The 5,985-nt window shown below is 52.4% G+C and carries 1 protein-coding gene, 2 tRNA genes and 3 rRNA genes; 5 read left to right on the forward strand and 1 reads right to left on the reverse strand.

The genetic code is table 11. The features are described from left to right. Nucleotides 1–187: 187 nt before the first annotated feature. The gene (locus ACNA0J_RS29570; RefSeq protein ID WP_415822591.1) at nucleotides 188–448 is read right to left on the reverse strand and encodes a hypothetical protein; all 261 of its coding nucleotides are present in this window, start codon (nucleotides 446–448) and stop codon (nucleotides 188–190) included. A gap of 68 nt (nucleotides 449–516) precedes the next feature. Between ACNA0J_RS29570 and ACNA0J_RS29575 the strand changes: the two genes are divergently transcribed. From ACNA0J_RS29575 to rrf, 5 genes are all read left to right on the forward strand, one after another. Beyond that, a 16S ribosomal RNA gene (locus tag ACNA0J_RS29575) occupies nucleotides 517–2,047 on the forward strand. Between the two features lie 138 nt (nucleotides 2,048–2,185). Beyond that, nucleotides 2,186–2,262, forward strand: a tRNA-Ile gene (locus ACNA0J_RS29580). Nucleotides 2,263–2,320: 58 nt separating this feature from the next. Then, nucleotides 2,321–2,396: transfer RNA gene (locus tag ACNA0J_RS29585), tRNA-Ala, on the forward strand. Between the two features lie 316 nt (nucleotides 2,397–2,712). Continuing rightward, nucleotides 2,713–5,597: ribosomal RNA gene (locus ACNA0J_RS29590) — 23S ribosomal RNA — on the forward strand. Between the two features lie 212 nt (nucleotides 5,598–5,809). Continuing rightward, nucleotides 5,810–5,922: ribosomal RNA gene (gene rrf / locus ACNA0J_RS29595) — 5S ribosomal RNA — on the forward strand. The 16S, 23S and 5S rRNA genes sit together here with 2 tRNA genes alongside, the layout of an rRNA operon. Nucleotides 5,923–5,985: the final 63 nt, after the last annotated feature.

The following is a 5,985-nucleotide window of genomic DNA, read 5'->3' on the forward strand; positions in this document are numbered from 1 at the left end:
GGTGGGGCCGAAGTGGTGACGCAGTAAATTCCCGCGATGATGATTATTTGAGATCTAGTTGCACCGAATTTAAAAAGTGTGTTAATATTTCGGGCTCGGCAGTTGGTGAGGTTAGGGTTAACCCTGATATCCCGAATGACCGAGGCAGTGACTGGGGTGACCTGGTGGCTGTGAGGTGGTGAAGGGTTCAGATCGGTGTGAAATAAATCGATTTGACAGCTTGAAAAAAAGCCTTCATAATCTCGTTTCTCTGCTGCTGACACAGCAGCAGATGCGAAGCGAAAGCGACGCGATGCAGGACCCGCTCTTTAACAACTAAACAACCGATAAGTGTGGGCGCTTGGTAGCGCAGCACGAGCGGCTCCGATTCGTTGGGGTGGCTCGAAAAGCTACAGAAATCAAGCGCACACATTTGAAGTGAAGTACCTTGAATGTCATAGATATTCATCGAACCTCACTTCCTTTGAGTGAAGTGCTGTGACCTTCGGGTTACGGTGCGCGAATTAAACAGAGATTGAACTGAAGAGTTTGATCCTGGCTCAGATTGAACGCTAGCGGGATGCTTTACACATGCAAGTCGAACGGCAGCGCGGACTTCGGTCTGGCGGCGAGTGGCGAACGGGTGAGTAATGTATCGGAACGTGCCTAGTAGCGGGGGATAACTACGCGAAAGCGTAGCTAATACCGCATACGCCCTTTTGGGGAAAGCGGGGGACCTTCGGGCCTCGCACTATTAGAGCGGCCGATATCGGATTAGCTAGTTGGTGGGGTAAAGGCTCACCAAGGCGACGATCCGTAGCTGGTTTGAGAGGACGACCAGCCACACTGGGACTGAGACACGGCCCAGACTCCTACGGGAGGCAGCAGTGGGGAATTTTGGACAATGGGGGCAACCCTGATCCAGCCATCCCGCGTGTGCGATGAAGGCCTTCGGGTTGTAAAGCACTTTTGGCAGGAAAGAAACGGCCTTGGATAATACCTGAGGCAACTGACGGTACCTGCAGAATAAGCACCGGCTAACTACGTGCCAGCAGCCGCGGTAATACGTAGGGTGCAAGCGTTAATCGGAATTACTGGGCGTAAAGCGTGCGCAGGCGGTTCGGAAAGAAAGATGTGAAATCCCAGAGCTTAACTTTGGAACTGCATTTTTAACTACCGGGCTAGAGTGTGTCAGAGGGAGGTGGAATTCCGCGTGTAGCAGTGAAATGCGTAGAGATGCGGAGGAACACCGATGGCGAAGGCAGCCTCCTGGGATAACACTGACGCTCATGCACGAAAGCGTGGGGAGCAAACAGGATTAGATACCCTGGTAGTCCACGCCCTAAACGATGTCAACTAGCTGTTGGGGCCTTCGGGCCTTGGTAGCGCAGCTAACGCGTGAAGTTGACCGCCTGGGGAGTACGGTCGCAAGATTAAAACTCAAAGGAATTGACGGGGACCCGCACAAGCGGTGGATGATGTGGATTAATTCGATGCAACGCGAAAAACCTTACCTACCCTTGACATGTCTGGAATGCCGAAGAGATTTGGCAGTGCTCGCAAGAGAACTGGAACACAGGTGCTGCATGGCTGTCGTCAGCTCGTGTCGTGAGATGTTGGGTTAAGTCCCGCAACGAGCGCAACCCTTGTCATTAGTTGCTACGAAAGGGCACTCTAATGAGACTGCCGGTGACAAACCGGAGGAAGGTGGGGATGACGTCAAGTCCTCATGGCCCTTATGGGTAGGGCTTCACACGTCATACAATGGTCGGGACAGAGGGTTGCCAAGCCGCGAGGTGGAGCCAATCTCATAAACCCGATCGTAGTCCGGATCGCAGTCTGCAACTCGACTGCGTGAAGTCGGAATCGCTAGTAATCGCGGATCAGCATGTCGCGGTGAATACGTTCCCGGGTCTTGTACACACCGCCCGTCACACCATGGGAGTGGGTTTTACCAGAAGTAGTTAGCCTAACCGCAAGGGGGGCGATTACCACGGTAGGATTCATGACTGGGGTGAAGTCGTAACAAGGTAGCCGTATCGGAAGGTGCGGCTGGATCACCTCCTTTAAGAGCGAAGTTGCTGCTACTGAAGCGTCCACGCTTATCGGTTGTTGTTAGATGTATAGCTGGGATCGGTGTTGATTGCGGTGAGGGGGAAGACTCTTCTCCGAGGTCCGTGATTCTGAGTACTGATCCGAAGATTAAGGGTCTGTAGCTCAGTCGGTTAGAGCACCGTCTTGATAAGGCGGGGGTCGTTGGTTCGAATCCAACCAGACCCACCAGGTTTTACTGTGTGCCAAGCGTAGGGTAGAGATGCCTGAGTGAAGCGGATAGGAAAATGGGGGTGTAGCTCAGCTGGGAGAGCGCCTGCTTTGCAAGCAGGATGTCATCGGTTCGATCCCGTTCACCTCCACCATTACTCGGGTTTGATGCCGGGGGGATGGCTGGGATGTAGAGTTCAACAGATAGGTTCGAGGGGAGATTATCTCTTCGGGATTATCTGTTGGGTTTTGCTCAACGAGTTATACATTTGTTCTTTAACAATTAGGAAGAAGCACAACGAAAGCGTTCATGACGTAGTTGGTTTAAATACTGACGAAAGTGAATGCGGGTTGTGATTGCATTAATTTTGTTCCAAGTCTCAAGGTCAATTGAGAGATTGACTGCTTTGAAACTTATGAACGGCACAAACGCGAAACATATCAGCGTCCTATAAGACTCTAGTGTTATAGGATCAAGTGACTAAGTGCACATGGTGGATGCCTTGGCGATCACAGGCGATGAAGGACGTGGTAGCCTGCGAAAAGCTGCGGGGAGCTGGCAAACAAGCTTTGATCCGCAGATGTCCGAATGGGGAAACCCACTGCAGCGATGCAGTATTCCTGGCTGAATACATAGGCCAGCGAAGGCGAACCGGGTGAACTGAAACATCTCAGTAGCTCGAGGAAAAGACATCAACCGAGATTCCGAAAGTAGTGGCGAGCGAAATCGGAAGAGCCTTTACGATTTAGCAGTTCAGGTAATCGAACGGAATGGAAAGTCCGGCCGTAGCAGGTGATAGCCCTGTAGATGAAATCTGGATTGTGGAACTAGGCGTAAGAGAAGTAGGGCGGGACACGTGAAATCCTGTCTGAAGATGGGGGGACCATCCTCCAAGGCTAAATACTCGTGATCGACCGATAGTGAACCAGTACCGTGAGGGAAAGGCGAAAAGAACCCCGGAAGGGGAGTGAAATAGATCCTGAAACCGTGTGCATACAAACAGTAGGAGCCTCCTTGTGGGGTGACTGCGTACCTTTTGTATAATGGGTCAGCGACTTACATTCAGTGGCGAGGTTAACCGAATAGGGAAGCCGTAGCGAAAGCGAGTCCGAATAGGGCGAATCAGTCGCTGGGTGTAGACCCGAAACCAGATGATCTACCCATGGCCAGGTTGAAGGCACGGTAACACGTGCTGGAGGACCGAACCCACTAATGTTGAAAAATTAGGGGATGAGCTGTGGATAGGGGTGAAAGGCTAAACAAATCTGGAAATAGCTGGTTCTCTCCGAAAACTATTTAGGTAGTGCCTCAAGTATTACTGCAGGGGGTAGAGCACTGTTATAGCTAGGGGGTCATGGCGACTTACCAAACTATGGCAAACTCCGAATACCTGCAAGTACAGCTTGGGAGACAGAGCACCGGGTGCTAACGTCCGGACTCAAGAGGGAAACAACCCAGACCGCCAGCTAAGGTCCCGAATTATTGCTAAGTGGGAAACGAAGTGGGAAGGCATAGACAGTCAGGAGGTTGGCTTAGAAGCAGCCATCCTTTAAAGAAAGCGTAATAGCTCACTGATCGAGTCGTCCTGCGCGGAAGATGTAACGGGGCTAAGCAATAAACCGAAGCTGCGGGTGTGTAATTTATTACACGCGGTAGGAGAGCGTTCTGTAAGCCTGCGAAGGTGGCTTGTAAAGGCTGCTGGAGGTATCAGAAGTGCGAATGCTGACATGAGTAGCGATAAAGGGGGTGAAAAGCCCCCTCGCCGTAAGTCCAAGGTTTCCTGCGCAACGTTCATCGGCGCAGGGTGAGTCGGCCCCTAAGGCGAGGCAGAGATGCGTAGCTGATGGGAAGCTGGTTAATATTCCAGCACCGTCGTACAGTGCGATGGGGGGACGGATCGCGGAAGGTCATCAGGGTGTTGGAAGTCCCTGTTGCGACATTAGAGAAGGCGCTTTAGGCAAATCCGGGCGCATGATTCAAGGGTGTTGCACGAGGTCCCATGTGGACCGAAGTGATTGGAAGTGGTTCCAAGAAAAGCCTCTAAGCTTCAGCTGTACGAGACCGTACCGCAAACCGACACAGGTGGACGGGATGAATATTCCAAGGCGCTTGAGAGAACTCAGGAGAAGGAACTCGGCAAATTGATACCGTAACTTCGGGAGAAGGTATGCCCCGGTAGTGTGATGCGCCTGCGCGCAGAGCATGAAGGGGCCGCAGAGAATCGGTGGCTGCGACTGTTTATTAAAAACACAGCACTCTGCCAAGACGAAAGTCGACGTATAGGGTGTGACGCCTGCCCGGTGCCGGAAGGTTAAGTGATGGGGTGCAAGCTCTTGATCGAAGCCCCGGTAAACGGCGGCCGTAACTATAACGGTCCTAAGGTAGCGAAATTCCTTGTCGGGTAAGTTCCGACCTGCACGAATGGCGTAACGATGGCCACACTGTCTCCTCCTGAGACTCAGCGAAGTTGAAGTGTTTGTGATGATGCAATCTCCCCGCGGCTAGACGGAAAGACCCCATGAACCTTTACTGTAGCTTTGCATTGGACTGTGAACCGGCCTGTGTAGGATAGGTGGGAGGCGCTGAACCCGAGTCGCTAGATTCGGTGGAGCCGACCTTGAAATACCACCCTGGTTTGTTTGCGGTTCTAACCTTGGTCCGTGATCCGGATCGGGGACAGTGCATGGTAGGCAGTTTGACTGGGGCGGTCTCCTCCCAAAGTGTAACGGAGGAGTTCGAAGGTACGCTAGGTACGGTCGGAAATCGTGCTGATAGTGCAATGGCATAAGCGTGCTTGACTGTGAGACTGACAAGTCGAACAGGTGCGAAAGCAGGACATAGTGATCCGGTGGTTCTGAATGGAAGGGCCATCGCTCAACGGATAAAAGGTACTCTGGGGATAACAGGCTGATACCGCCCAAGAGTTCATATCGACGGCGGTGTTTGGCACCTCGATGTCGGCTCATCTCATCCTGGGGCTGTAGCCGGTCCCAAGGGTATGGCTGTTCGCCATTTAAAGAGGTACGTGAGCTGGGTTTAAAACGTCGTGAGACAGTTTGGTCCCTATCTGCCGTGGGCGTTGGATACTTGACGGAGCCTGCTCCTAGTACGAGAGGACCGGAGTGGACGTACCTCTGGTGTACCGGTTGTCATGCCAATGGCATTGCCGGGTAGCTAAGTACGGAAGAGATAACCGCTGAAGGCATCTAAGCGGGAAACTCGTCTGAAGATTAGGTATCCCGGGGACTAGATCCCCCTGAAGGGTCGTTCGAGACCAGAACGTTGATAGGTCGGGTGTGGAAGCACAGTAATGTGTTGAGCTAACCGATACTAATTGCCCGTGCGGCTTGATCCTATAACTCTATGGGTTTTATGACCTGATATGAGACAGTAGCGACAAGTGCCGTTTATATAGAAAGAATTCGTCAAACATAACCCCCTGTTGCTCGCCGATCGGTACCCCCCCAACGGAAACCCTCCCTGGGCGGTACCTGACTCGCGCAACACGTCGTGCTTCTTCCAAATTGGGGCCCGTAGGCCTAAACCCTACCGGCCCAACCCCTTACGCCTGACGACCATAGCAAGGTGGTCCCACTCCTTCCCATCCCGAACAGGACAGTGAAACGCCTTCGCGCCGATGATAGTGAACATTCGTTTGTGAAAGTAGGTCATCGTCAGGCTCTTATCCTCAAAACCCCACCAGATTCCCTCTGGTGGGGTTTTGTCTTTGGGCGATCATAAAA

The sequence above is a fragment of the Bordetella tumbae genome (genome assembly GCF_965139195.1).
GTDB classification, from domain to species: domain Bacteria; phylum Pseudomonadota; class Gammaproteobacteria; order Burkholderiales; family Burkholderiaceae_B; genus Bordetella_A; species Bordetella_A tumbae.